26 protein-coding genes are annotated in these 25,548 nt (G+C 36.8%); all 26 read left to right on the plus strand.

The features are described 5' to 3' along the window. Positions 1–87: 87 nt before the first annotated feature. The 26 genes from lepA to dnaG all read left to right on the plus strand — a co-directional run bounded on the left by lepA (position 88) and on the right by dnaG (position 25,489). On the plus strand, positions 88–1,911 hold the full coding sequence (gene lepA, locus ACUN28_RS07465) for an elongation factor 4 (RefSeq protein WP_016086231.1): 1,824 nt from the start codon (positions 88–90) through the stop codon (positions 1,909–1,911). Between the two features lie 129 nt (positions 1,912–2,040). Next, a complete protein-coding gene (locus tag ACUN28_RS07470; RefSeq protein WP_016086232.1) occupies positions 2,041–2,415 on the plus strand; it encodes a winged helix-turn-helix transcriptional regulator in 375 nt (124 codons plus the stop codon). Between the two features lie 51 nt (positions 2,416–2,466). Further along, positions 2,467–3,606, plus strand: a complete 1,140-nt coding sequence (hemW, locus tag ACUN28_RS07475; RefSeq protein ID WP_033659774.1) for a radical SAM family heme chaperone HemW — start codon at positions 2,467–2,469, stop codon at positions 3,604–3,606. Positions 3,607–3,739: 133 nt separating this feature from the next. Continuing rightward, complete coding sequence (gene hrcA / locus ACUN28_RS07480) at positions 3,740–4,756, plus strand: heat-inducible transcriptional repressor HrcA (protein ID WP_016086234.1); 1,017 nt, start codon at positions 3,740–3,742, stop codon at positions 4,754–4,756. 114 nt (positions 4,757–4,870) lie between these two features. Beyond that, a complete protein-coding gene (gene grpE / locus ACUN28_RS07485) occupies positions 4,871–5,437 on the plus strand; it encodes a nucleotide exchange factor GrpE (RefSeq protein WP_016086235.1) in 567 nt (188 codons plus the stop codon). A gap of 26 nt (positions 5,438–5,463) precedes the next feature. Continuing rightward, on the plus strand, positions 5,464–7,299 hold the full coding sequence (dnaK, locus tag ACUN28_RS07490; RefSeq protein ID WP_016086236.1) for a chaperone protein DnaK: 1,836 nt from the start codon (positions 5,464–5,466) through the stop codon (positions 7,297–7,299). Between the two features lie 193 nt (positions 7,300–7,492). Then, positions 7,493–8,608 carry a chaperone protein DnaJ gene (gene dnaJ, locus ACUN28_RS07495; RefSeq protein ID WP_016086237.1) on the plus strand — a complete coding sequence of 372 codons (1,116 nt, stop codon included), beginning with the start codon at positions 7,493–7,495 and terminating at the stop codon, positions 8,606–8,608. Positions 8,609–8,636: 28 nt separating this feature from the next. Next, the gene (gene prmA, locus ACUN28_RS07500; RefSeq protein WP_016086238.1) at positions 8,637–9,575 is read left to right on the plus strand and encodes a 50S ribosomal protein L11 methyltransferase; all 939 of its coding nucleotides are present in this window, start codon (positions 8,637–8,639) and stop codon (positions 9,573–9,575) included. A gap of 145 nt (positions 9,576–9,720) precedes the next feature. Beyond that, positions 9,721–10,470, plus strand: a complete 750-nt coding sequence (locus tag ACUN28_RS07505) for a 16S rRNA (uracil(1498)-N(3))-methyltransferase (RefSeq protein ID WP_016086239.1) — start codon at positions 9,721–9,723, stop codon at positions 10,468–10,470. A gap of 6 nt (positions 10,471–10,476) precedes the next feature. Next, positions 10,477–11,829, plus strand: a complete 1,353-nt coding sequence (mtaB, locus tag ACUN28_RS07510) for a tRNA (N(6)-L-threonylcarbamoyladenosine(37)-C(2))-methylthiotransferase MtaB (RefSeq protein ID WP_016086240.1) — start codon at positions 10,477–10,479, stop codon at positions 11,827–11,829. Positions 11,830–12,241: 412 nt separating this feature from the next. After that, the gene (gene rpsU, locus ACUN28_RS07515; protein WP_000048061.1) at positions 12,242–12,415 is read left to right on the plus strand and encodes a 30S ribosomal protein S21; all 174 of its coding nucleotides are present in this window, start codon (positions 12,242–12,244) and stop codon (positions 12,413–12,415) included. A 15-nt stretch (positions 12,416–12,430) separates the two neighbouring features. After that, positions 12,431–12,874, plus strand: coding sequence for a GatB/YqeY domain-containing protein (locus tag ACUN28_RS07520; protein ID WP_000054579.1), 444 nt, complete (start codon positions 12,431–12,433; stop codon positions 12,872–12,874). Positions 12,875–12,983: 109 nt separating this feature from the next. Next, positions 12,984–13,277, plus strand: a complete 294-nt coding sequence (gene yqfC / locus ACUN28_RS07525; protein ID WP_016086241.1) for a sporulation protein YqfC — start codon at positions 12,984–12,986, stop codon at positions 13,275–13,277. Positions 13,278–13,453: 176 nt separating this feature from the next. Beyond that, the gene (yqfD, locus tag ACUN28_RS07530) at positions 13,454–14,653 is read left to right on the plus strand and encodes a sporulation protein YqfD (RefSeq protein ID WP_016086242.1); all 1,200 of its coding nucleotides are present in this window, start codon (positions 13,454–13,456) and stop codon (positions 14,651–14,653) included. Between the two features lie 3 nt (positions 14,654–14,656). Further along, the gene (locus ACUN28_RS07535; protein ID WP_016086243.1) at positions 14,657–15,616 is read left to right on the plus strand and encodes a PhoH family protein; all 960 of its coding nucleotides are present in this window, start codon (positions 14,657–14,659) and stop codon (positions 15,614–15,616) included. A 193-nt stretch (positions 15,617–15,809) separates the two neighbouring features. After that, positions 15,810–17,954, plus strand: coding sequence for an HD family phosphohydrolase (locus ACUN28_RS07540; RefSeq protein ID WP_016086244.1), 2,145 nt, complete (start codon positions 15,810–15,812; stop codon positions 17,952–17,954). After that, complete coding sequence (gene ybeY / locus ACUN28_RS07545; RefSeq protein WP_000054692.1) at positions 17,951–18,421, plus strand: rRNA maturation RNase YbeY; 471 nt, start codon at positions 17,951–17,953, stop codon at positions 18,419–18,421. Before ACUN28_RS07540 ends, ybeY begins: the two co-directional genes overlap by 4 nt. After that, the gene (locus ACUN28_RS07550) at positions 18,418–18,771 is read left to right on the plus strand and encodes a diacylglycerol kinase family protein (RefSeq protein ID WP_016086245.1); all 354 of its coding nucleotides are present in this window, start codon (positions 18,418–18,420) and stop codon (positions 18,769–18,771) included. Before ybeY ends, ACUN28_RS07550 begins: the two co-directional genes overlap by 4 nt. Positions 18,772–18,870: 99 nt before the next feature. Next, complete coding sequence (locus ACUN28_RS07555) at positions 18,871–19,269, plus strand: cytidine deaminase (protein WP_016086246.1); 399 nt, start codon at positions 18,871–18,873, stop codon at positions 19,267–19,269. Beyond that, positions 19,262–20,167, plus strand: coding sequence for a GTPase Era (gene era, locus ACUN28_RS07560; protein ID WP_016086247.1), 906 nt, complete (start codon positions 19,262–19,264; stop codon positions 20,165–20,167). Before ACUN28_RS07555 ends, era begins: the two co-directional genes overlap by 8 nt. A 176-nt stretch (positions 20,168–20,343) precedes the next feature. Next, the gene (locus ACUN28_RS07565) at positions 20,344–20,487 is read left to right on the plus strand and encodes a YqzL family protein (RefSeq protein WP_000883924.1); all 144 of its coding nucleotides are present in this window, start codon (positions 20,344–20,346) and stop codon (positions 20,485–20,487) included. A 33-nt stretch (positions 20,488–20,520) separates the two neighbouring features. Further along, complete coding sequence (gene recO / locus ACUN28_RS07570) at positions 20,521–21,267, plus strand: DNA repair protein RecO (protein WP_016086248.1); 747 nt, start codon at positions 20,521–20,523, stop codon at positions 21,265–21,267. 107 nt (positions 21,268–21,374) lie between these two features. Continuing rightward, positions 21,375–22,007, plus strand: a complete 633-nt coding sequence (locus tag ACUN28_RS07575; protein WP_016086249.1) for a helix-turn-helix transcriptional regulator — start codon at positions 21,375–21,377, stop codon at positions 22,005–22,007. A 29-nt stretch (positions 22,008–22,036) separates the two neighbouring features. Then, positions 22,037–22,849: a pyruvate, water dikinase regulatory protein gene (locus ACUN28_RS07580; RefSeq protein WP_016086250.1), complete on the plus strand. Its 813-nt coding sequence runs from the start codon at positions 22,037–22,039 to the stop codon at positions 22,847–22,849. Between the two features lie 367 nt (positions 22,850–23,216). Then, the gene (locus tag ACUN28_RS07585) at positions 23,217–23,372 is read left to right on the plus strand and encodes a hypothetical protein (protein WP_170959979.1); all 156 of its coding nucleotides are present in this window, start codon (positions 23,217–23,219) and stop codon (positions 23,370–23,372) included. A gap of 320 nt (positions 23,373–23,692) precedes the next feature. Further along, entirely contained in the window at positions 23,693–25,489 is a 1,797-nt protein-coding gene (gene dnaG, locus ACUN28_RS07590; RefSeq protein ID WP_016086251.1) for a DNA primase, read from the plus strand. The last annotated feature ends 59 nt before the right edge of the window (positions 25,490–25,548 follow it).

A 25,548-nucleotide genomic window follows, 5' to 3' on the forward strand; every position in this document is an offset into this window, starting at 1 on the left:
CACGAGTTTTCATTGAATCTTTGCTGCTCTATTGATATAATCAGTGCTAGTGTATATTGGCGAGACTATTAGGAGTTGAGAACATAGATGAACAAAGAAGAAAGAGCAAAAAGACAGTCCAAAATCCGTAATTTCTCTATCATTGCTCATATTGACCACGGAAAATCAACGTTAGCAGACCGTATTTTAGAGAAAACAAACGCGTTAACACAACGTGAAATGAAAGCTCAATTGCTTGACTCTATGGATTTAGAGCGTGAGCGCGGTATTACAATTAAATTAAATGCAGTACAACTAATGTATAAAGCGAAAGACGGTGAAGAGTATATTCTTCACTTAATCGATACTCCGGGACATGTCGACTTTACGTACGAAGTATCTCGTAGTTTAGCGGCTTGTGAAGGTGCAATTCTTGTTGTGGATGCAGCGCAAGGGATTGAGGCGCAAACATTAGCGAACGTATATTTAGCGCTTGATAATAATTTAGAAATATTACCAGTTATTAATAAGATCGACTTACCAAGTGCGGACCCAGAACGTGTACGTCAAGAGGTAGAAGATGTAATTGGTTTAGATGCATCGGAAGCTGTACTTGCTTCAGCGAAAGCTGGTATTGGTATTGAAGATATTTTAGAACAAATCGTTGAAAAGGTACCGGCTCCAACAGGTGATTCAGAAGAGCCTTTACAATGTATGATTTTCGATTCTTTATATGATCCGTACCGCGGTGTAATTGCATATATCCGTGTTGTAAATGGAACGGTAAAAGTTGGCGATAAAGTACGTATGATGGCAACTGGAAAAGAATTTGAAGTAACAGAAGTAGGTGTGTTTACACCGAAAACAACGCAACGTGACGAGTTAACAGTAGGTGATGTAGGTTTCTTAGCGGCATCTATTAAAAACGTAGGTGATACACGTGTAGGTGATACGATTACACATGCAAAACGTCCGGCTGCAGAGGCGTTAGCAGGGTATCGTAAGTTAAACCCAATGGTATTCTGTGGTTTATATCCAATCGATTCTGCCCGTTATAACGACTTGCGTGATGCGTTAGAAAAATTAGAATTGAATGATTCTGCTCTTGAATTTGAGCCTGAAACATCTCAAGCTTTAGGTTTTGGTTTCCGTTGTGGTTTCTTAGGACTACTTCACATGGAAATTATTCAAGAACGTATTGAACGTGAATTCAAGATTGACTTAATTACAACAGCGCCAAGCGTTATTTATAAAGTTTATTTAACAAACGGTGAAGATGTTATTGTTGATAATCCATCTAATATGCCAGATCCACAGTCTATCGACCGTGTAGAAGAGCCTTTTGTGAAGGCGTCAATTATGGTTCCGAATGACTATGTTGGAGCAGTAATGGAAATTTGCCAAGGTAAACGTGGAACGTTTATTGATATGCAATATTTAGATGAAACACGTGTTACACTAACATACGAAATTCCGTTATCAGAAATCGTATATGATTTCTTTGATCAATTGAAATCAAATACGAAAGGATATGCATCATTTGACTACGAGTTAATTGGTTATAAACCGTCTAAACTTGTGAAAATGGATATTCTTTTAAATAATGAACAAGTAGATGCTTTATCATTTATCGTGCATCGTGATTCAGCGTATGACCGTGGTAAAGTAATCGTAGAGAAATTAAAAGAATTAATTCCAAGGCAACAGTTCGAAGTACCAATTCAGGCGACTATCGGAAACAAGGTTGTAGCACGTTCTACAATTAAGGCGATGCGTAAAAACGTACTTGCTAAATGTTACGGTGGTGACATTTCTCGTAAGCGTAAACTTCTTGATAAGCAAAAAGAAGGTAAAAAACGTATGAAGTCTGTTGGTTCTGTAGAAGTACCGCAAGAAGCATTCATGGCTGTACTGAAAATGGATGACAACTAATAATTGGAATAAAAAGAAGTCGTTTATGCGGCTTCTTTTTTCTATATCATTACTTTTTAGACATCTTAGCATCTCTCATTTACAATAGTGAGAGAGCTTTTTAGTTCATATAGAGTTAGGAGTCTGTTAATGTCCGAAAATATTCGAAAAGATATTCAAGAGAAAATACAAAATGGCAATTTTAATTGTGAAAAGGAATTGACGCTTTCTATTATTAGTGGGAAGTGGAAAGTTGTAATATTGTGGCATCTTGGTGTGGAAGGGCCTCATCGTTTTAGTGAATTACAGCGACTATTCCCAAGCATTTCTCATAAAGTTTTGTCGAACCAATTAAAAGAGTTAATGGAAGATGGGATTGTGGAACGAACAGTATACCCAGAAATTCCTCCGCGAGTGGAGTATTATATGACGGAATTAGGCATGTCGCTTTTACCAATCGTTGAAATGATGTATGATTGGGGAAAAATGCGAATGGAACAAATTCGTAATACGTTAGAGAAGTAAAGAAGCCTCCCGAGCGCGGAGGTTTTCTTTTTAGAAAGGTAGGAGTTATATTTGGTGCAAGCTGCATATATTCATATTCCGTTTTGTCAGCATATTTGTCACTATTGTGATTTTAATAAAGTGTTTATTGAACGCCAGCCGGTCGATCAATATTTAGATTATTTAGAGAAAGAAATAATAAATACAGTCCAAAAGGTACCGTTTGATAGTATGAAAACGATTTTTGTTGGCGGGGGAACTCCGACAGCGTTAAATATGGAGCAGACAAAGAAATTATTAGATATTATAAACCGTCGTTTACGTCCGTTTGCCCCGAAGTGTGAATTAACATTTGAAGCGAATCCGGGTGATTTACCGAAAGAGAAGTTAAATGTATTGCTAGAAGGTGGAGTGAACCGAATTAGTTTTGGTGTGCAAACATTTCGAGATGAGTTGCTTGAGAAAATTGGACGTAAGCATACGAGGGAAGATGCATTTGTAGCAATTAGAGAAGCACAGGAAGTGGGCTTTAAAAATATAAATGTAGATATTATTTATGCTCTGCCAGGGCAGACGATAGAAGATGTAAAAGAAACATTAGATATTGCCTTTACGCTTGGTGTGCAACATTTCTCGGCATATTCATTAATTGTGGAACCGAAAACTGTGTTTTATAACTTAATGAATAAAGGGAAATTAAGACTTCCAGGTGAAGATCATGAAGCGAAAATGTATGAAATGGTAATGGATGAAATGGAGAAACATGGCTATACCCAGTATGAAATTAGCAATTTCTCAAAAGGTGATAATGAAAGTAGACATAATCTCACATACTGGAATAATGAAGAGTATTATGGATTTGGAGCTGGAGCGCATAGTTATGTAAATGGAGAACGTATCCAAAATGTAGGACCGCTCAAGCAATATTTCAATAAAATCGATGAAACTGGATTTCCGTATTTAGATGTTCACGCGGTGACGGAGAAAGAAAAAATGGAAGAAGAGTTGTTCTTAGGGCTTCGAAAAACAAAAGGTGTGTCAAAAATGGCGTTTCGCAATAAATTTAATGTGGAAATGGATCAAGTTTTCGCGAAGCAGTTACAAAGCAACCAAGAACAAGGATTGCTTGAAGAGAGCGACGGATATGTTCGTTTAACGCGAAAAGGAAAATTATTAGGGAATGAAGTATTCCAATCATTTTTGATTGACTAATTAAATGTTCCATAAACGTGAAAAAGTTTCATTATTTCGTGACGTTTCCGTTGACAATTGAATGTCAATTTTGGTAAGTTATTAATAGATTTAGCACTCAAAGACAAAGAGTGCTAACAGAGGTGATGATGAGATGCTTACGGAACGTCAGCTCTTAATTTTACAAACAATTATTGATGACTTTATTGGATCAGCGCAACCTGTTGGGTCGAGGACGTTGGCTAAGAAAGATGAAATTACATTTAGTTCAGCTACTATCCGAAATGAAATGGCTGATTTAGAAGAACTAGGATTTATTGAAAAAACGCATAGTTCTTCTGGACGTGTTCCTTCTGAGAAAGGATACCGATTTTATGTAGACCATCTTTTAGCGCCGCAAAACTTACCGACCGATGAAATTGTACAAATTAAAGATTTATTTGCTGAAAGAATTTTTGAAGCGGAAAAGATTGCACAGCAATCGGCTCAAATTTTATCAGAGCTTACGAATTATACAGCCATTGTTCTTGGACCGAAGTTAAGCACAAATAAACTTAAAAACGTACAAATTGTACCGCTTGATCGTCAAACTGCAGTCGCTATTATTGTAACGGATACAGGGCATGTACAAAGCAAAACGATTACCGTTCCGGAATCTGTTGATTTATCAGATTTAGAAAAAATGGTTAATATTTTAAATGAAAAACTATCGGGTGTACCAATGGCAGAATTGCATAACAAAATCTTTAAAGAGATTGTTACAGTTTTACGTGGGTATGTTCATAATTACGATAGTGCAATAAAAATGTTAGATGGTACATTTCAAGTTCCTTTATCGGAAAAGATATACTTTGGAGGAAAAGCAAATATGCTTTCGCAGCCAGAGTTCCATGACATTCACAAAGTAAGATCTTTACTTACCATGATTGATAATGAAGCCGAGTTTTATGACATTTTGCGTCATAAACAAGTAGGTATTCAAGTGAAAATTGGTAGGGAAAACTCTGCGACGGCCATGGAAGATTGTAGTTTAATTTCTGCAACATATTCGATTGGAGAAGAACAGCTTGGAACAATTGCTATTTTAGGTCCGACAAGAATGCAATACTCTCGTGTAATTAGTTTGTTACAGTTATTTACGAGACAATTTACTGATGGACTTAAAAAGTAAATGAGAGTAATACATTCGCTCAAGTAATGAAATTTTCATTGCTGTGTGTAATATATAATGCTTAGGTAATTGTGTTCAGCATGATACCTAATACCTTTTAAGGAGGTGAATATTGTGGAAGAGCGTAACGAACAAGTGGTAGAAGAAGTAAAAGAAGCGCAAGCTGAAGAAGCTGTCACGACAGAAAACAGTGAAGAAACTGTAGAAGAAAAAAGTGAGGCTGCTCTTTTACAAAAAAAAGTAGATGAGTTACAAGCGAAACTAACGGAAACGGAAGGTCGCACATTACGTCTACAAGCTGATTTTGAAAATTATAAGCGCCGTGTCCAAATGGATAAACAGGCTGCTGAAAAATATAGAGCACAAAGTCTAGTTTCAGATATTTTGCCAGCTCTTGATAATTTTGAAAGAGCGATGCAAGTGGAAGCAACTGATGAGCAAACGAAATCCTTGTTACAAGGTATGGAAATGGTGCATCGTCAATTGCTAGAAGCGTTGAATAAAGAAGGTGTTGAAGTGATTGAAGCTGTTGGTAAACAGTTTGATCCTAATGAACACCAAGCTATTATGCAAGTGGAAGATAGTGAATTTGAATCAAACGCGGTAGTTGAAGAATTCCAAAAAGGTTATAAACTAAAAGACCGTGTGATTCGCCCATCAATGGTAAAAGTAAATCAATAATTTACATAAAAGTAGGAGGATTCGCCATGAGTAAAATTATCGGTATTGACTTAGGTACAACAAACTCTTGTGTAGCTGTTATGGAAGGTGGAGAACCAAAGGTTATCCCAAATCCAGAAGGAAACCGTACAACACCTTCTGTTGTAGCTTTCAAAAATGAAGAGCGTCAAGTTGGGGAAGTTGCAAAGCGTCAAGCAATTACAAACCCAAATACAATCATGTCTGTTAAACGTCATATGGGTACAGACTACAAAGTAGAAGTTGAAGGTAAAGATTATACACCTCAAGAAATTTCTGCAATCATTTTACAAAACTTAAAAGCTTCTGCAGAAGCATACTTAGGTGAAACAGTAACGAAAGCTGTTATTACAGTACCTGCATACTTCAACGATGCAGAACGTCAAGCGACAAAAGATGCTGGTCGTATCGCTGGTTTAGAAGTTGAGCGTATCATTAACGAGCCAACAGCAGCGGCGCTTGCTTATGGTTTAGAAAAACAAGATGAAGAGCAAAAAATCTTAGTATATGACTTAGGTGGCGGTACATTTGACGTATCTATCCTTGAGTTAGCAGACGGCACATTCGAAGTTATTTCAACTGCTGGTGACAACCGTCTTGGTGGAGATGACTTTGACCAAGTTATTATTGACCACTTAGTAGCTGAGTTCAAAAAAGAAAATAACATTGATTTAAGCCAAGATAAAATGGCACTTCAACGTTTGAAAGATGCAGCTGAAAAAGCGAAAAAAGATCTTTCTGGCGTAACACAAACACAAATTTCATTACCATTCATTAGTGCTGGAGCTGCTGGTCCATTACACTTAGAATTAACGTTAACAAGAGCGAAATTCGAAGAACTTTCAGCAGGTCTTGTTGAAAGAACGTTAGAGCCAACTCGTCGTGCATTAAAAGACGCTGGTTTTGCTCCAAGCGAATTAGATAAAGTTATCCTTGTTGGTGGATCTACTCGTATCCCAGCTGTACAAGAAGCTATTAAACGTGAAACTGGTAAAGAACCATATAAAGGTGTAAACCCTGATGAAGTTGTAGCATTAGGTGCTGCAGTTCAAGGTGGCGTACTTACTGGTGATGTAGAAGGCGTACTATTATTAGACGTAACTCCACTTTCTTTAGGTATTGAAACTATGGGTGGTGTGTTCACGAAATTAATCGAGCGTAACACTACAATTCCAACAAGTAAGTCACAAGTATTCTCAACAGCTGCTGATAACCAACCGGCAGTAGACATTCACGTATTACAAGGTGAGCGTCCAATGTCAGCTGACAACAAAACGTTAGGTCGTTTCCAATTAACAGACCTTCCACCAGCACCACGTGGTATTCCACAAATCGAAGTAACATTCGATATTGATGCGAACGGTATCGTTAACGTACGTGCAAAAGACTTAGGAACAAGCAAAGAGCAAGCTATTACAATCCAATCTTCTTCAGGTCTTTCTGATGAAGAAGTAGATCGTATGGTACAAGAAGCAGAAGCAAATGCTGACGCTGACCAAAAACGTAAGGAAGAAGTTGAACTTCGTAACGAAGCTGACCAACTTGTATTCCAAACGGATAAAGTTGTAAAAGATTTAGAAGGTAAAGTGGATGCGGCTGAAGTTGCAAAAGCAACAGAAGCGAAGGAAGCATTACAAGCTGCGATTGAGAAGAACGAGCTTGAGGAAATCCGTGCGAAAAAAGACGCTTTACAAGAAATCGTACAACAATTAACAGTTAAATTATACGAGCAAGCTCAAGCAGCTGCAGGGCAAGCAGAAGGTGCACAAGGCGCACAAGATGCTGGCGCGAAGAAAGACAATGTAGTAGACGCTGAGTTTGAAGAAGTAAAAGAAGATAAGTAATATAAATAAGTAAGATGACAAAAAGTCAAAGTCAAGCGTGCCTTGGCTTTGGCTTTTTTCATGAATGAGAAGAAATGTGTGAGGTTCTTAAGTTTTTTACTTTGCATACTGTAAGTGAGGAAACTTTGTTGCAAAGCACTTTCTTTCGGTGTTAAAATTACGTTTATGTGAAAGATTCGGGGGTTGTAAATTTATGAGTAAACGAGATTATTATGAGGTCCTTGGCCTTAGCAAAGGTGCTTCTAAAGATGAAATAAAAAAAGCGTATCGTCGTTTGGCTAAAAAATACCATCCAGACGTAAGTAAAGAAGAAAATGCAATTGAAAAGTTTAAAGAAGTACAAGAAGCATACGAAGTATTAAGTGATGATCAAAAGCGCGCGCAATACGATCAATTTGGTCATGCTGGTGCAAATCAAGGTTTCGGTGGCTTTGGCGGCGGAGGAGACTTCGGCGGTGGCTTCGGTTTCGAAGATATCTTTAGTTCATTCTTTGGCGGTGGTGGCGGCAGACGTCGTGATCCAAATGCTCCGCGTCAAGGTGCTGACTTACAATACCAAGTTACTTTAGAGTTTGAAGAAGCTATTTTTGGTAAAGAGTTAAATGTTGAGATTCCAGTAGAAGATCCATGTGATACTTGTAAAGGTAGCGGAGCAAAACCAGGAACTTCAAAAGAAACATGTAAACATTGTTCAGGATCAGGTCAAGTAAGTGTAGAACAAAATACACCGTTTGGTCGTATTGTAAACCGTCAAGCTTGTGGTCATTGTTCAGGAACTGGTCAAATGATTAAAGAAAAATGTACGACATGTCACGGTTCTGGTAAAGTACGTAAACGTAAAAAAATCAATGTTAAAATTCCAGCAGGTATCGATAATGGTCAACAAATTCGTGTATCTGGAAAAGGTGAAGCGGGCGTAAATGGCGGACCGGCAGGAGATTTATATGTTGTTGTTCATGTAAGAAATCATGAATTCTTTGAGCGTGAAGGAGATCACATTATTTGCGAAATGCCATTAACATTTGCGCAAATGGCACTTGGTGCTGAAGTGGAAGTTCCTACTGTTCATGGGAAAGTGAAGCTGAAAATTCCAGCAGGAACACAAACAGGAACAGAATTCCGCTTAAAAGGAAAAGGTGCGCCGAACGTACGTGGATACGGTCAAGGAGATCAATATGTAGTTGTTCGTGTTGTTGTACCGACGAAATTAACTTCACATCAAAAAGATTTATTACGTGAATTTGCGGGACAAGAAGAGCAGGATGATAGTTTATTTGGAAAGCTTAAACGTGCTTTCAAAGGGGAATAATGGAAATAAAAAATGGAGTTGGTAAATTGTGAAATGGTCAGAAATTAGTATTCATACAACAGAAGAAGCAGTAGAAGCTGTCTCTCATATTTTACATGAAGCTGGTGCTAGTGGAGTTGCGATTGAGGATCCAGCAGAGTTGACGAAAGAGCGCGAGCAACAATACGGTGAAATTTATGCATTGAACCCAGATGAGTATCCGGCAGAAGGTGTATTAATAAAAGCATACTTCCCGCAAACGGATTCTTTACATGAAACGATTGCAGGTGTAAAATCATCTATTGATATGCTTCCATCTTACGACATTGAAATTGGTACTGGAAATATTACCGTTAACGAAGTCAATGAAGAAGATTGGGCTACTGCTTGGAAAAAATATTACCATCCAGTACAAATTTCTGATACATTCACAATTGTGCCGACGTGGGAAGAGTATACACCAGCTTCTCCGGAAGAAAAAATTATTGAATTAGATCCAGGTATGGCGTTTGGGACAGGAACTCATCCGACAACAACGATGTGTATTCGTGCTTTAGAAAAAACAGTTAAGCCAGGTGACACTATCATTGATGTAGGAACAGGTTCTGGTGTACTTAGTATTGCAGCGGCAAAATTAGGTGCGTCTTCTGTTCAGGCGTATGATTTAGATCCAGTTGCAGTTGAAAGTGCAGAAATGAACGTACGTTTAAATAAAACAGATGATATCGTGTCTGTTGGGCAAAATAGTCTTTTAGAAGGTATTGAAGGTCCTGTTGATTTAATCGTAGCTAACTTATTAGCAGAAATTATTCTTTTATTCCCTGAGGATGCAGCGAGAGTTGTGAAGTCAGGCGGATTATTTATTACATCGGGCATTATTGCTGCGAAGGAAAAGGTAATTTCGGAGGCGCTAGAAAAAGCTGGATTTACAATTGAAGAAGTGTTACGAATGGAAGATTGGGTAGCAATTATTGCACGAAATGCGTAATATAGATTTTAGTCTATAATGAAAAGGGGGAGTCTCTCACTATAAGGTGAGGGACTTGCCGTTTGTTATATGAAAAATGATAACGTTTCGTTCCTTTCGTAAGTATTGACTTACGAAAGGAACGAAACTCTACTAAGGTGATTATATGCAACGTTATTTTGTAGAAGAGAAATATGTAAATGAGACAAGTATTCGCATTGTAGGTGATGACGTACATCATATCGCAAGAGTGATGCGTATGTCAGCTGGAGATCACATTTATTGCTGTGTAAACGGAAAAACAGCAGTATGTTCAATTGATGAAATTACCAGTGAATTTATTAATACGGCTATTGTAGAATGGGTAGAGGCGTCAAGTGAACTTCCTGTTTTCGTGACGATTGCAAGTGGACTGCCAAAAGGAGACAAGCTAGAGTTAATTTTCCAAAAAGGAACAGAGCTTGGGGCAGCTGCATTTTTACCATTTCAAGCATCCCGCTCTATCGTAAAATGGGATGCGAAAAAAGCTGATAAAAAAGTTGAGCGTTTAAGAAAAATTGTGAAAGAAGCTGCGGAACAATCACATAGAAGTGAAGTTCCAGAAGTGCATGCTCCGGCATCGTTTAAACAATTGCTTTCAATGAGTGGTGAGTATGATGTTTGTCTTGTTGCTTACGAAGAGGAAGCGAAACAAGGCGAGAAATCTAATTTTGCGAAAGCTTTAACAACGATGAAACCAGGTCAAAAGCTATTGATTGTATTTGGCCCAGAAGGCGGTTTAGCTGAGGAAGAGATTACAGCGCTTCGTGAACATAAATTTGTACCATGTAGTTTAGGACCAAGAATTTTAAGAACAGAAACGGCGCCGTTATACGCGTTAAGTGCTGCTTCGTATCATTTTGAATTGATGGGGTGATGATCAATGTCAACTGTTGCGTTCCATACGTTAGGTTGTAAAGTAAACCACTATGAAACAGAAGCCATTTGGCAATTGTTTAAACAAGGTGGTTATGAAAGAACTGAATATGAAAAGAAATCTGATGTATATGTTATTAATACATGTACAGTAACGAATACGGGAGATAAGAAAAGTCGTCAAGTTATTAGACGTGCTGTTCGTCAAAATCCGGATGCGGTTATTTGTGTAACGGGATGTTATGCACAAACATCTCCAGCGGAAATTATGGCGATTCCAGGTGTAGATATTGTAGTTGGTACACAGGATCGTGAAAAGATGTTAGGATACATCGAAGAATTCCGCAAAGAGCGTCAACCAATTAATGCTGTCCGCAACATTATGAAAACACGTGTATATGAAGAACTTGATGTACCTTATTTCACGGATCGTACACGTGCATCTTTAAAAATACAAGAAGGCTGCAATAACTTCTGTACATTCTGTATTATTCCGTGGGCGCGTGGCCTAATGCGTTCTCGTGATGGAAAAGAAGTTATTAAACAAGCACAACAATTAGTAGATGCTGGCTATAAAGAAATCGTATTAACAGGTATTCATACAGGTGGGTACGGTGAAGATATTAAAGATTATAACTTAGCTGGATTACTTCGTGATATGGAAGCAGAAGTAGGTGGATTAAAACGTCTTCGTATTTCTTCTATTGAAGCGAGTCAAATTTCAGATGAAGTAATTGAAGTGTTAGATAAGTCTGAAGTAGTTGTCCGCCACTTGCACATTCCGTTGCAATCTGGATCTAATACTGTATTAAAACGTATGCGTCGTAAGTATACGATGGAATTTTTCCAAGAACGTTTAGATCGTTTGAAAGAAGCGTTACCAGGCCTTGCGATTACATCGGATGTAATTGTTGGTTTCCCAGGTGAAACGGAAGAAGAATTCATGGAAACATACAATTTCATTAAAGAGAATCGTTTCTCTGAGTTACACGTGTTCCCTTACTCCAAACGTACAGGAACACCTGCAGCGCGAATGGAAGATCAAGTTCCTGAAGATGTGAAGAACGACCGTGTTCATCGTTTAATTGAACTATCTAATCAATTAGCGAAAGAGTATGCGTCAGCGTTTGAAGGTGAAGTGCTTGAAATCATTCCGGAAGAACAATTTAAAGAGGGCGATCGTGAAGGGTTATATGTAGGTTATACAGATAACTACTTAAAAATTGTATTTGAAGGATCAGAAGAATTAATTGGTAAACTAGTGAAAGTGAAAATCACGAAAGCTGGTTATCCATATAACGAAGCGCAATTTGTTCGTGTTCTTGAAGATGATGTGAAAAAAGAATCGGCAAGCGCATAAAGTGAAACTTTAATCAGTGCGGGGCATCCTTCACTGATTAGCAGCCCTCACCAATCGGGCTGCCCGGCAAATAGCTGGATAAAAAAGCATGCAAATGGAAACGATTTGCATGCTTTCTTTTTTAGTGGAGAAGTTAAGTAATGAAAATGTACGAAATGAGTAGTTGTGTCGTACATTCCAGCATGAAAAAAGGTGTAATGACAAAAATATAGTTGTCTTCAGGGGGAAAGGATAACAGCTATCTGCATAGTTTTTGAAAAAGGAAGAGCATCTATTCTTCTTTTATTCTGCCAAATAGTTGACCTGAAGTGATAAAATGTATTATAATCTTAAAAGACATGCTGAAGAAGTGTTTCTTTTTGCATGCTGAAGTTAGTATGTAAGTGTGATGTTTCGGAGGGAGGGAAAGAGAATGTCAAAAACAGTCGTTCGTAAAAACGAGTCTTTGGAGGATGCACTTCGCCGTTTTAAAAGATCGGTTTCTAAAACTGGTACACTTGCTGAAGCAAGAAAGCGCGAGTTTTATGAAAAACCAAGTGTAAAACGTAAGAAGAAATCTGAAGCGGCAAGAAAGCGTAAATTCTAAGAGAGGGTGTAAGTGATGAGTCTTCTCGGTCGTTTAAACGATGATATGAAACAAGCGATGAAGAATAAACAAAAAGAAAAATTAACCGTTATTCGTATGGTTAAGGCTGCTTTACAAAATGAAGGTATTAAACTGCAACATACTCTTACTGAAGAAGAGGAATTAACAGTTTTAGCTCGTGAAGTAAAACAGTATAAGGACTCCCTCCTTGAATTTAAAAAAGCTGGTCGTGAAGACCTTGTTAATAAACTGCAAAGTGAAATTCAGATTTTAAGCGCATATTTGCCGGAGCAATTAACAGAAGAAGAACTAGCGAATGTAATTAAGCAAGTTATTTCTGAAGTTGGTGCGACTTCTAAAGCGGATATGGGTAAGGTGATGACTGCTGTTATGCCGAAAGTAAAAGGTAAAACAGACGGATCACTTGTGAATAAGTTGGTTATCCAGCTATTAGCGTAAAAAAACGTCTCATTTCGTATGAGACGTTTTTTTTATGCTTTTTTTCAGTTTGGACGTGATATTACAAGCTCTTTTTTCATACATATGGGATGAGAGGGGGTCTTTTGAGATGAAAAAATTAGAACAAATGAAGAATTGGTTAACGAAGCAAATAGACCTGCCAGTGGATGTGCTAATGGATCTACCTCGGATCACGCTTGTTGGGCAAGTGCATATCTATATAGAAAATCATCGGGGTTTATTAGTGTTTTCAGATAAAGAAGTAAGATTGTTGTTAAAGCATGGTCAATTATTAATTAAAGGGCAATCCTTTATTATTAAAACAATCCTTCCGGAAGAACTTTTGCTTGAAGGAATAATTGAGCAAGTGACGTTTTTGGAAAACGAACAGAAAGAGAAATGAGGGAAACTTCCGTATGTGAAGTTTTTCTTCTTTATTCTAACGATTTGACCCTACTATTTAGTTTATCCCGCTATTTATGGACAATAAAACTCTTTATTTCATTTTCGTACGAGCTATTTTGCTAATTAAAGTGAAAAGTAGTGTGTCTACTTTTGGAAAGGTAGTGAAGGTAGTAGATGAAAAATAAATGGTTTATAAAGTGGCTTGGATATGTAAAGGTACGAATTGAAGGTAGAGGAGCGGAACGGTTCGTTAACGAATGTGTGCGTAGGAAATTATTAGTTTGGGACGTTAAGAAGATTGCTGATGAAACGTTAGTTTTTTGTATGTTATTACGAGATGTGAAAAAAATCAAGCCGATTTATAGAAAAAATGAATGTAAACTATATTTTATTGGGCGTTACGGTTTTCCTTTTTTGAATAAGCGTTTAATTAAAAATAGTGGATTCTTAATTGGTTTTTTAATTTTCTTTTTTGGCATGATTGCATTATCAAATATGGTTTGGAAAATTGAAATTACAGGAGCGAAGCCTGAAACAGAATATATATTGATGAAAGAATTGGACAAAATGGGTATTAAAAAAGGGAAATTACAATTCCAAATGCCGAGTGTAGAAGATGTACAACGTCATTTGACAGACAATATTAATGCGATTACTTGGGCAGGACTAGAAATAAGAGGAACGACGTACCATTTTAAAATTGTTGAAAAAAATGAGCCAAAAAAAGAAAAGGAACAAAGGCCGCAAAATTTAGTGGCAAAAAAAGAAGCGATTGTTACAAAAACATTTGTTGAAGTAGGAAAACCAGTCGTGTTGAAAAATGACCATGTAGAAAAAGGGCAGCTTCTCGTATCAGGGATATATGGTAATGAGGAGAGTCCAAAAATCGTTTCGGCGAAAGGCATTGTATATGGAGAAACGTGGTACACATCTAAGGTGAATGTGCCGCTGAAGACGCAATTTCAAGTATATACGGGCAATGCGTATAATGAGCATTACCTTACATTTGGGAGTGCGAAAATAAAAATATGGGGATTTCAACATGATAAGTATAAACGCTCTCGTACGGAAAGTGTAAAGCATGATGTGAAATTATTTGGTTTTACACTGCCGATCGCATATGAAAAAGATATAGTGCGAGAAGAGGAAGAAGCAAATCGAGAATATACAGAAAAACAGGCAATGAAAGTAGCAAAAGAAATGGCTGAAAAAGAACTAAAGAAAAAATTGGATGAACATGCTATGATTGTAAGTGATAAGATTTTGAGTAAAGAGGTTGAGGCGGATCAACTAAAAGTCACATTGCATTATACTGTGGTTGAAAATATTGCAGAGCCACAACTAATATCCGAATCCGATATTCAAGGAGACTGAGTAATGGCAGAACAATTAGTAGAAATGAACCAACAATTGGAAAATACTAACGAAGCAATCGCTCTTTTTGGAGTCAATGATGCTCATTTGAAAGTAATTGAACGGGAACTGAATGTATCGATTGTAACTAGAGGTGAAACTGTTCATGCATCTGGAGCAGTTGAAACTGTGACACTCGTAGAAAAAATCTTACAGCAATTACTTGTTGTTATTCGAAAAGGTGTATCAATTACAGAAAGAGATGTTGCGTATGCAATTCAGCTCGCACAACAAGGGAAAATCGCTCAATTTGAAGAGTTATATGAAGAAGAAATTTTTAAAACTGCAAAAGGTAAATCCATTCGTGTAAAAACAATGGGACAAAGAAGATATATTCATGCAATGAAGAAGAATGATATTGTATTTGGAATAGGACCTGCTGGGACTGGGAAAACATACTTAGCTGTAGTAATGGCTGTGAGAGCTTTAAAGCAAGGATATGTAAAGAAAATCATTTTAACGAGACCGGCTGTAGAAGCTGGAGAAAGTTTAGGTTTTTTACCAGGGGATTTGAAAGAGAAGGTAGATCCGTATTTACGTCCATTGTATGATGCGTTGCACGATATTCTTGGACAAGAATATACGCAGCGTATGATGGAGCGAGGTGTAATTGAAATCGCGCCTCTTGCTTATATGAGGGGGCGTACGCTCGATGATTCATTTGTTATTTTAGATGAAGCGCAAAATACAACGGGTGCACAAATAAAAATGTTTTTAACAAGATTGGGTTTTAGTTCTAAAATGGTTATTACCGGGGACCCTTCACAAGTAGACTTACCAAAAGGGGTAAAATCAGGGCTTTCTCTAGCTTCTAACATTTTATCTGGTGTATCAGGTCTTTCATTCATTACATTAGAACAAACGGACGTTGTGAGGCATCCACTGGTGCAGCGTATTATTGAGGCATATGATAAAATGGAATGATCCTATTTGTCAGGATCATTTCTTTTTGTATTAAGGTTGGCGAACGGCATATTTTTTACTATCATAAAAGATAAGAGAAATAAACTATAGGTACTGGTGTATAGAGATGTTACCTAAAAGTATCGTTGGCTAGAAGAAATGAAAGCTATAAATAGTTTCACTTTATTTCTAGAGAGGAGAAGGTATTGAAATCATGTTAAGATCTCAAGAAATTTCTAAGTGGTTTCGTAATTTACAACATTCGAAAAAACTAAGTTGGATTTCTTACGTTTTATTAGGAGCGGTGCTGTTTTTTGCACTTATGAATAATGTGAAACCAGAGCAATTAGATGTTGATATGTATTCTATTGCGAAAAAAACAATCCACTCTCCTATTAAAATTGAAGATAAAGTTATAACGGACAGAAAAAAACAAGAGGCCGCTCAAAAAGTTGGGGATCAATATACATATAGAAGTGAATATAAACAAAATAGAGTAGATATTGTAAATGATGTTTTTGCCAAGGTAAATGAAGTAATTCAAGAGATGAAAGCTGCTGGGCCTGAAGAGCAAAAAAAGATGACTGATGCCAATAAATTAGAAAAGTTGAAGAAGAAGTTACCATCTAATTTAATAAAGGAATTATCTGATGAGAATTTATTATACTTTATTAATTCAGAACCGGATCAATTAGAATTAGCAAAGAACGCGGCTTTAACGTCTGTTAGTGTTATTATGGGTGGAAATATTAAAATGTCCGAAGAAATAGCAGCAAAAGAGCGTTTTGTTAATGAAATGAAAAGCCTTAATGTGAATAGCGGATTGAAGGAAGCTGTTAATGCGCTAGGATCATATGCGATTACAGCAAATTATTTTTATGATCCTGTTGTAACGAAAGAGAGGAAGAAAGCGGAAGAAGATTTAGTTCCGCCTGTTTATATTCTTCAAGGACAAGTTATTGTTAGAGAAGGCGAAACAATTTCAAGTGATATGTATAATCAGTTGAAATTAGTCGGTTTATTAGAAAAAGGAAATAGTTTCCAACCTTATGTTGGATTAGCGGTGCTCATTGGTGTGTTGCTATACTTTATGCATAAGCAGTTTGAAGTATTTTTACAGCGGAAAAGAGAAGATAGACCATATATTTTAGCGTATATTACAATCTTGTCTATCACGATTGTTTTAATGAAAATTATTAGTTTGTTTCAAAAGCTTGAGTATGCAGGAATTGCGTATGTTGTCCCAGTTGCGATGGGAACAATACTTGTAAAACTAATGATTGGCGATCGGTTTGTATTTTTAACAAGTATGATTTTTTCTGTGTGCGGAAGTATTATGTTTAATGAAGGGGTAACAAGTACACTGAATTATAGTGTAGGTATTTATGTGTTATTAAGTTCATTATCAGTGAGTATTTTCTTAAGAGAAAAAAATCGTCGTACGATGATTTTGCAAGCCGGTATACTTGTTTCTATCTTAAATGTAGTCGTCTTGGCAGCGTTATTATTATTACGTAATGGGAATTTTTCACCTCTTGAAATTGGTACGCAATTATTAATGGCTTCCGTTTCAGGAATTATCTCATCCGTTTTAGCTATGGGGATATTACCATATTTAGAGAGTGGACTTGGAATTGTATCAAGCATGAAGCTTATGGAACTATCAAGTCCAAATCATCCGCTTTTGCGTAGAATTTTGTTAGAAGCGCCAGGAACATATCACCACAGTGTAATGGTAGCGAATCTTTCTGAGGCAGCTTGTGAAGCGGTTGGAGCAAATGGAGTATTAGCACGTGTAGGGGCGTATTATCATGATGTAGGAAAAACAGTACAACCACAATTCTTTATTGAAAACCAGATGGGAATTGAAAATCCACATGATAAATTAGATCCTGTGACTAGTAAAGACATTATCATTGCTCATGTAACAGATGGAGTAAAAATGCTCGAAGAATACCATATTCCGCAAGAAATTATCGATATTGCTGGACAACACCATGGTACAACACTACTTAAATATTTTTATTATAAGGCGATTAAAGAAGATAAAGAAAAATATACAGAAGAGATGTTCCGTTACCCGGGATCAAAAGCAACTTCTAAAGAATCGGCGATTGTTGGTATTGCTGATAGTGTTGAGGCGGCGGTACGTTCTATGAATCACCCAACGCCAGAGCAAATTAATAATTTAGTACAAAGTATTATTAAAGATCGCTTGCAAGATGGGCAATTTAGTGAATGTGATTTGACATTTAAGGAACTACAAATCGTTGGAAAAACGTTATGTGAAACGTTAAATGGTATTTTCCATTCGCGTATTACATATCCGGAGCCACCGGAAGAGAAGGAGAAAGAATGAGTTTATTAATTGATTTCATTGATGAAACAGAAGAAGTGAAAGAAGAATATGTAAATTTAATTCGTGAGATATTAGGAAAAGCGGCTCAAATGGAAAAAATAGAGGATGGTGCTGAGTTATCAGTGACATTTGTAGATAACGAACGCATTCGCGAGATTAATCGTGATTACCGAGATAAGGATCAGCCTACTGATGTCATTTCCTTTGCTATGGAAGAAATGGGAGAAGGGGAAATGGAAATTGTAGGTGTAGAGATGCCGCGTATGTTAGGTGACCTTATTATTTCTATTCCGAGAGCGAAAGAACAAGCTGAAGAGTATGGGCATTCTTTTGATCGTGAACTTGGCTTTTTAGCGTTACATGGATTTTTACATTTACTTGGTTATGACCACATGACAGAAGAAGATGAAAAAGAAATGTTTGGAAGACAAAAAGAAATTTTAGAAGCATTTGGATTAGGACGATGAAAAAAGGAAAACTTATAGATAGTTTTGGGTATGCTATAGCAGGTGTATTCTTTTGCCTTCGTCATGAACGAAATATGAAAATTCATTATTTAGCCGCAGTCATTGTTATATGCTGCGGCTTTTATTTCCGTATTACGAAAGTAGAGTGGATGGTATTACTTATTGTAATAGGAATGGTAATGAGTTTAGAGATGGTAAATACAGCTGTGGAAAAAACAGTAGATTTAGCGACTACCGATATACATCCGTTTGCGAAAATTGCAAAGGATGTCGCAGCGGGAGCGGTTTTATTGTTTGCTATAATAGCTGTTATAATTGGTGCTATTATCTTTTTACCGTATGTGGTATAGTTGCATTCCAAAGTTTTTATTAAGCTTTGGAAGTGCTGTAAAGGCCTTTAATAAGAGAGTGTATCTATTCACAGCTGTGAACAGGAAGGATGCGGGAATATGAATAGTAAACAATTAATTCAAGAAGCAATCGAAGCGCGTAAACAAGCGTACGTACCATATTCTAAATTTCAAGTCGGTGCAGCATTATTAACACAGGATGGAAAAGTATATCGTGGATGTAATGTTGAGAATGCATCATATGGCTTATGTAACTGTGCAGAAAGAACAGCTATATTTAAGGCGGTTTCTGAAGGAGATAAAGAGTTTGTAGCTATCGCGATTGTGGCGGATACAAAGCGTCCAGTACCTCCTTGTGGAGCATGTCGACAAGTTATGGTAGAATTATGTAAACAGGATACGAAAGTATACCTGTCAAATTTACATGGTGACGTTCAAGAGACGACAGTCGGAGAATTGTTGCCAGGAGCATTTTTAGCGGAGGATTTACATGAATAATAAAGGTTATAAATCAGGTTTTGTCTCTATTATTGGCAGACCGAATGTTGGAAAATCTACATTTTTAAATCGTATTATCGGGCAAAAAATTGCCATTATGAGTGACAAGCCACAAACAACTCGTAATAAAATTCAAGGCGTATATACAGAAAATGATTCACAAGTAATTTTCATTGATACACCAGGAATACATAAACCTAAACATAAACTAGGCGACTTCATGGTGAAGATGGCTCAAACGACATTAAAAGAAGTTGATATTGTTCTGTTTATGGTCAATGCAGTTGAAGGATTTGGTCGTGGTGAGGAATTTATTATTGAGAAATTAAAAGAAACGAAACAACCAGTATTTTTAGTAATTAATAAAATTGACCAACTTCATCCGGAGCAATTATTAGAGTTAATTGATCAATATCGCAAACTACATGAGTTCGCAGAGATTGTGCCGATTTCTGCATTAGACGGTAATAATGTGGACGCTTTAATTGGAACAATTAAAAAGTATTTACCAGAAGGACCACAATACTACCCAGATAATCAAGTAACGGATCATCCAGAGAGATTTATTATTGCAGAGCTTATTCGTGAGAAAGTACTACATTTAACACGTGAAGAAGTGCCGCATTCTGTGGCTGTTGTTATCGATGCAATTCAAAAACGCGAAGGCGGGGCAGTTTATATTAATGCAACGATTGTTGTTGAACGTCCATCGCAAAAAGGAATTATTATCGGAAAACAAGGGAAGATGTTAAAAGAAGTTGGTAAGCGAGCTCGTTTTGATATTGAAGCATTACTTGGTTCTAAAGTATTTTTAGAAGTATGGGTAAAAGTGCAAAAAGATTGGCGTAATAAAATGTCTCAGCTTCGTGACCTTGGTTTCCGCGAAGACGAGTACTAAAATAGAGTAAAGTTGTAATCAGTGGATGTTTTGTTCATCCGCTGATTATTGGTTTTTATGAGTTTTGATAAATTAGGAAAAATTTTTCTCACATGAAAATGGACAAAATGGGTCAATTTAATAACAACAAAGGAAATTGGTTTATAGGCTACGCTTATTGAGAAAGGTGGATTCTTATGCTAGATTTTACCTGGAAGTTTTTCTCCAAAACAGGAAGCATTGAAACGTACTTGCTTTTGAAAGAAATGGAAAAAGACGTAAACGATGAGATGGATCAACATGAAGAGGAGCTAGCGCATCTAGACTCTCCAATTTCTTGACCCGTTTTGTTCAAACCTTGGATGGTGACGAACATGTTTCAAAAAGTTGAGGGCATCGTTATCCGTACGACAGATTACGGAGAAACGAACAAGATTGTTACAATATTCTCAAGAGAATTGGGTAAGGTAAGTGCAATGGCAAGAGGCGCGAAAAAACCGAAAAGTCGGTTAGCATCTGTTTCGCAACTTATGACCCATGGTAATTTTCTTATTCAAATGGGATCTGGACTTGGAACTTTGCAACAAGGCGAGATTATTTCAACTATGAAAGAAATTCGCGAGGATATATTTTTAACTGCTTATGCATCATTTATTGTCGAGTTAACTGATAAAGCAACAGAAGATAAAAAACATAATCCATATTTATTTGAAATGTTATATCAAACGTTGCATTATATGTGTGAGGGTGTTGATCCAGAAGTATTGTCATTAATTTATCAAACGAAAATGCTTCCGGTATTAGGGATGCGCCCGTACTTTGATACATGTGCGATTTGTCATCAAGAAACAGATTTTGTCGCCTTCTCTGTTCGGGAAGGCGGTTTTCTGTGCTCGCGTCATGCTGAGCAGGACCAGTATCGTATACCAGTGGGGGAAGCGGTTCATAAATTATTACGTCTTTTCTACCACTTCGATTTACATAGACTTGGCAATGTATCAGTGAAGGATAGCACAAAAAAACAAATGCGTTTAGTATTGAATACATATTATGATGAATATTGCGGGATTTATTTGAAATCAAGACGTTTCTTAGAACAACTTGATAAGTTTCAAATTTAATTTTGGGCCGTATACGGTCCTTTTTACATCCTATCTTTTTCGAATAGCATATTTAGTATATAATATTTAAGAGATAGTATAACTTTTTTCGTTGTGCATTAAAGGTGGTGATTATCATAGAGCTGAATAAACGGCAAGAACATATCATTCAGATTGTAAAAGATCACGGTCCTATTACAGGGGAGTCAATTGCTGCGCAATTGGGATTAACACGTGCAACGCTAAGACCAGACTTAGCAATTTTAACGATGGCTGGTTATTTAGAAGCGCGTCCACGCGTAGGTTATTTTTATACGGGTAAAACTGGGGGGCAGCTATTATCTGAAGCTGTTAAGAAAATTAAAGTACAAGATTATCAATCTAGACCAGTTGTAATTGATAAAAATGTCTCAGTATACGATGCAATTTGTACGATGTTTTTAGAGGACGTAGGTACATTATTTGTTGTAGATCAAGCGATTCTATTAGTTGGCGTTGTATCTCGTAAAGATTTATTACGAGCTAGCTTAGGAAAGCAGGATTTAACCTCTCTTCCGGTTAATATTATCATGACAAGGATGCCAAACATTACGATGTGTCGTAGAGAAGATTCTTTATATGATATTGCGATGGAATTAATAGAAAGACAGATTGATGCGATGCCAGTTGTAAAAGATACGAAACAAGGTTTAGAAGTGATTGGACGAATTACAAAAACAAATATTACACGTGCGTTTGTAAACTTAGTAAATAACGAATAAGTGTAATTTGTTTAAAGTGAGGTAATGAAATGGATAATAAAATCGTATATGTCGTATCTGACTCTGTTGGAGAAACGGCTGATTTGGTTGTTCGAGCGGCAATGGGGCAATTCCCATTTGCTCCTGATATTAGACGTGTACCGTATGTAGAAGATACAGGGACATTAAAAGAAGTGATTTCGATTGCTAAGAGCAATCAAGCGCTTATCTGTTTTACGTTAGTAAAGCCTGACATGCGCCAGTATTTAGTGACAGAGGCTGCGAAAGAAGGTGTAGAGGCATATGATATTATCGGGCCTCTAATTGATCAAATTGAAGAAATTACAGGGCAAGTGCCGAGATATGAGCCGGGTGTTGTTCGTAGATTAGATGAAGAATACTTTAAAAAGATTGAAGCGATTGAGTTTGCTGTAAAGTATGATGATGGTAGAGACGCACGTGGTATTTTAAAAGCAGATATCGTGTTGATTGGGATTTCGCGCACATCAAAAACGCCACTTTCTCAATATTTAGCTCATAACAAACGTTTAAAAGTTGCCAATGTACCACTCGTACCAGAAGTAGATCCGCCTGAAGAATTATATCAAGTGGCTAAAGAAAAATGCTTCGGTTTGAAAATTACGCCAGATAAGTTGAATCATATTCGAAAAGAGCGATTGAAATCACTGGGACTAAGTGACGGTGCAACATATGCCAATATTAATCGTATTAAAGAAGAAATTGATCACTTTGAGAATGTAGTTGGTAAAATACATTGTCAAGTAATTGATGTATCGAATAAAGCAATTGAAGAAACAGCCAACATTATTGTGAATGCAGTGCAAAACCAAAAAATGTTTTAGCACATTTACCAAAGGTGAATGTGCTTTTTTCGCTCGTGAGAAACACAATACCTGTTGATTTCGTAATAGATTATGGCGGAGTGGTTATACTTATATTCTTCTGTCTTTTTATTATGTTAAAGGTAGGGTTTCGTTATCCTGAAATAGAAGATGAAAAAATAAAGGGATATGTAGCGTAGTTGAAGAAAATATATTATAATAAAAAATTGTGATAAAAACCTATATTTTACGTTTAGACTTTAATTTTTCAGAATAAACTAGGGATAGGATTTACGAAAAGACATGTAATTACGTTAAATCGACAAAATCTATACAAGAAAACGCACATTATGGAAGGATTCGCAGAAGGGATGTAGAATACAGAAATATGCAAAACATCAATATCGTATTAGTTGATGCAGAGGCATATCCTGTGAAGGCTGAAAATTGTGCAAGTTGGAACGAAAGTTCATGTCGAAATTTTGTTTGTCACATCGTATGCTCATCGTTTAAGGAAGTAGCAAGGGAAATTGGATCTATGTAGATGCTGGATAAGCTAAAGTTGATTTATCAACATGCAAAAGAAACAGATCTCGTGATCATATAGGATATAGTGCTTGCTAGTCTTCTTATGAAAAAGTGTATATGTATTGTCTCCAGGAGGTACATTTGTAACAGATGAGCAAATGGATACAATTTTATATAGTAGGTACATATCTGCGAAATTACGCAGAAAAGGGCCTGCAAAATCGTTTGATAACGTGATCGACAACACTTTCTAATAAGTTTAGAAAAAATATTGTCGAATTATAAAGGAATTTTTTAATTTATATCGAATACAAAATACGACACGGAGATGGATTTATGGGGAACAGAATTCCCGAAGAAGTTGTTGAACAGATTCGGACGTCATCGGATATTGTAGAAGTGATTGGTGAATACGTTCAACTTAGAAAACAGGGGCGTAACTATTTCGGCCTTTGTCCATTTCATGGTGAGAATTCTCCTTCATTCTCTGTTTCATCTGATAAGCAAATTTTTCATTGCTTCGGATGTGGAGAAGGTGGAAATGTATTTTCCTTTCTAATGAAAATGGAAGGATTGGCTTTTACCGAGGCTGTTCAAAAGCTAGGTGAAAGAAATGGAATTGCGGTTGCAGAGTATACATCAGGGCAAGGACAACAAGAAGACATATCTGATGACACTGTCATCATGCAACAAGCTCATGAACTGTTGAAAAAGTATTATCATCATTTATTAGTAAATACAGAAGAAGGAAATGAAGCACTTTCGTATTTGTTAAAACGTGGTATTACGAAAGAGATGATTGAGAAGTTTGAAATTGGTTATGCGTCACCTGCTTGGGATGCAGCAACGAAAATTTTACAAAAAAGAGGTTTATCGCTGTCTAGTATGGAACAAGCTGGTCTTCTCATAAGAAGCGAGAAGGATGGTAGTCATTATGATCGCTTCCGTGGAAGGGTCATGTTTCCAATCTATACGTTACAAGGTAAAGTGATAGCGTTTAGTGGAAGGGCGTTAGGAGATGACACTCCGAAATATTTAAATAGCCCTGAAACACCAATTTTTCACAAAAGTAAATTGTTGTATAACTTCCACCAAGCGAGGCCGTTTATTAGAAAACGTGGGCAAGTGGTCCTTTTTGAAGGGTATGCCGACGTACTAGCTGCGGTAAAAAGTGGTGTGGAAGAGGCTGTTGCGACAATGGGAACAGCTTTAACTGAAGAACAAGCAAAACTTCTGCGACGTAACGTTGAAACTGTTGTTCTTTGCTATGATGGTGATAAAGCAGGACGAGAAGCGACGATGAAAGCCGGACGATTATTGTTGCAAGTTGGTTGCCAAGTGAAAGTTACATCCTTGCCAGATAAGCTTGATCCTGATGAATATGTGCAACAATATGGGACAACTGCTTTTGAAAATCTTGTAAAATCAAGTATAAGTTTTGTTGGTTTTAAAATAAATTATTTGCGTTTAGGGAAAAATTTGCAAGATGAGTCTGGCAAAGAAGAATATGTGAAAAGTGTTTTAAAAGAGTTATCGTTGTTACAGGATGCGATGCAGGCAGAATCATATTTGAAGTCATTATCGCAAGAATTTTCGTATTCAATGGAAACACTTTTGAATCAATTGCACCAATATCGCAAAGAACAAAAGGTACAGCAAAAACAAGTAAAGCAGGTTTCTAAGCCGTCTCAAATTGTTCAAACAAAGCCGAAGTTAACAGGTTTTGAAAGGGCAGAAAGAGAAATTATTTACCATATGTTGCAAAGTCCAGAAGTGGCTGTTCGTATGGAATCCCACATAGAAGATTTTCATACAGAAGAACATAAAGGGATTTTATATGAACTATACGCATATTATGAAAAGGGAAATGAACCTTCAGTCGGAACATTTTTAAGTTGGCTCTCTGATGAAAAGTTGAAAAATATTATCACTGATATTTCGACGGATGAATTTATTAATCCAGAATACACAGAAGAAGTGTTACAAGGCCATTTGGAGACGCTTAGACGTCATCAAGAAAAACTTGAAAAGATGGAAATCATCTTTAAGGTAAAACAGATGGAAAAAACGGATCCTGTAGAGGCTGCTAAATATTATGTAGCGTATTTACAAAATCAAAAAGCGAGAAAATAGCTTTTTTGATAAATTTTTAGTATAATGAATGTTTGTATCTCGCGTAAGGAGGGGAACAG

Source organism: Bacillus sp. WC2507, assembly GCF_052656125.1.

Excerpts from the sequence above, each read along its gene's own strand:
- ACUN28_RS07520 (WP_000054579.1), top strand. The coding sequence starts at position 12,431 with ATGAGTCTTCTCGGTCGTTTAAACGATGATATGAAACAAGCGATGAAG.
- ACUN28_RS07470 (WP_016086232.1), top strand. The coding sequence starts at position 2,041 with ATGTCCGAAAATATTCGAAAAGATATTCAAGAGAAAATACAAAATGGC.
- ACUN28_RS07565 (WP_000883924.1), top strand. The coding sequence starts at position 20,344 with ATGCTAGATTTTACCTGGAAGTTTTTCTCCAAAACAGGAAGCATTGAA.
- dnaG (WP_016086251.1), top strand. The coding sequence starts at position 23,693 with ATGGGGAACAGAATTCCCGAAGAAGTTGTTGAACAGATTCGGACGTCA.
- era (WP_016086247.1), top strand. The coding sequence starts at position 19,262 with ATGAATAATAAAGGTTATAAATCAGGTTTTGTCTCTATTATTGGCAGA.
- ACUN28_RS07540 (WP_016086244.1), top strand. The coding sequence starts at position 15,810 with ATGTTAAGATCTCAAGAAATTTCTAAGTGGTTTCGTAATTTACAACAT.
- ACUN28_RS07550 (WP_016086245.1), top strand. The coding sequence starts at position 18,418 with ATGAAAAAAGGAAAACTTATAGATAGTTTTGGGTATGCTATAGCAGGT.
- lepA (WP_016086231.1), top strand. The coding sequence starts at position 88 with ATGAACAAAGAAGAAAGAGCAAAAAGACAGTCCAAAATCCGTAATTTC.
- mtaB (WP_016086240.1), top strand. The coding sequence starts at position 10,477 with ATGTCAACTGTTGCGTTCCATACGTTAGGTTGTAAAGTAAACCACTAT.
- rpsU (WP_000048061.1), top strand. The coding sequence starts at position 12,242 with ATGTCAAAAACAGTCGTTCGTAAAAACGAGTCTTTGGAGGATGCACTT.
- dnaK (WP_016086236.1), top strand. The coding sequence starts at position 5,464 with ATGAGTAAAATTATCGGTATTGACTTAGGTACAACAAACTCTTGTGTA.
- yqfC (WP_016086241.1), top strand. The coding sequence starts at position 12,984 with ATGAAAAAATTAGAACAAATGAAGAATTGGTTAACGAAGCAAATAGAC.
- ACUN28_RS07535 (WP_016086243.1), top strand. The coding sequence starts at position 14,657 with ATGGCAGAACAATTAGTAGAAATGAACCAACAATTGGAAAATACTAAC.
- hrcA (WP_016086234.1), top strand. The coding sequence starts at position 3,740 with ATGCTTACGGAACGTCAGCTCTTAATTTTACAAACAATTATTGATGAC.
- ACUN28_RS07585 (WP_170959979.1), top strand. The coding sequence starts at position 23,217 with ATGCAAAACATCAATATCGTATTAGTTGATGCAGAGGCATATCCTGTG.
- ACUN28_RS07505 (WP_016086239.1), top strand. The coding sequence starts at position 9,721 with ATGCAACGTTATTTTGTAGAAGAGAAATATGTAAATGAGACAAGTATT.
- dnaJ (WP_016086237.1), top strand. The coding sequence starts at position 7,493 with ATGAGTAAACGAGATTATTATGAGGTCCTTGGCCTTAGCAAAGGTGCT.
- recO (WP_016086248.1), top strand. The coding sequence starts at position 20,521 with ATGTTTCAAAAAGTTGAGGGCATCGTTATCCGTACGACAGATTACGGA.
- ACUN28_RS07555 (WP_016086246.1), top strand. The coding sequence starts at position 18,871 with ATGAATAGTAAACAATTAATTCAAGAAGCAATCGAAGCGCGTAAACAA.
- ybeY (WP_000054692.1), top strand. The coding sequence starts at position 17,951 with ATGAGTTTATTAATTGATTTCATTGATGAAACAGAAGAAGTGAAAGAA.
- yqfD (WP_016086242.1), top strand. The coding sequence starts at position 13,454 with ATGAAAAATAAATGGTTTATAAAGTGGCTTGGATATGTAAAGGTACGA.
- ACUN28_RS07580 (WP_016086250.1), top strand. The coding sequence starts at position 22,037 with ATGGATAATAAAATCGTATATGTCGTATCTGACTCTGTTGGAGAAACG.